The sequence below is a fragment of the Piscirickettsia salmonis LF-89 = ATCC VR-1361 genome (assembly GCF_000297215.2).
Classification (GTDB): Bacteria; Pseudomonadota; Gammaproteobacteria; order Piscirickettsiales; family Piscirickettsiaceae; genus Piscirickettsia; species Piscirickettsia salmonis.
In genome coordinates, this window is the sequence record NZ_AMFF02000206.1 from 1 (window position 1) to 654 (window position 654).

Genomic DNA, 654 nt, shown 5'->3' on the forward strand with positions numbered 1-654 from the left:
ACATGGTGATATTAAGTTTGACAATATCATTATTACAGAAAAAAATGGTGTATTTGATGTAAAATTCATTGGCTTTGGCTTTGCTTATAACATACCCGGTCTAGCCCGTATTATAACAGGAAAATGCGAATATTTTCCCCCAGAAAGGACCGAGGCAACAGATCAAACGCAAGTAGTAGCCCAATTTAATCAAGATATTTACTCTTTTGGCTTTATGCTAGAATTTGCCAAAAAAATCATAAAAATACCGGAAAAATTCAATGACTTTATTAAAGCCACACAAAATAAAAACCCAACATTACGCCCTGGCTTACAGTTTTTTCTTTACAAGAATTTACTACCCACCACCTTAAATAATAGAAGTCGTAACGTTATCATTAAGCGCCCAGACTCCTATCAAACAATGAGAGTCATCGGTTTAACTGGTGATGACCTCAACCACGCCCTAAATCATGTTCCACAATTTGAGTCATGCTATCAGAAACTCACAGAACTTAACCTTAGCCAACAAGCCTGTATTCATAAAGTACTTAATAACTCACCTTACGCACGGGTCATAAACATTTTAATCGCCTAAGCTCTTCAAAAGCTATTTGATTTGACCGCACAAGTAATTTATATTTGAGTGCAAAGTGGTTAAGTTGTGCTTTTACA

1 pseudogene is annotated in these 654 nt (G+C 35.6%); it reads left to right on the forward strand.

The annotated features are described in order from the left end of the window. A pseudogene (locus C200_RS15865) lies at nt 1-577 on the forward strand (protein kinase domain-containing protein); the annotation flags it as partial. Between the last annotated feature and the right edge of the window lie 77 nt (nt 578-654).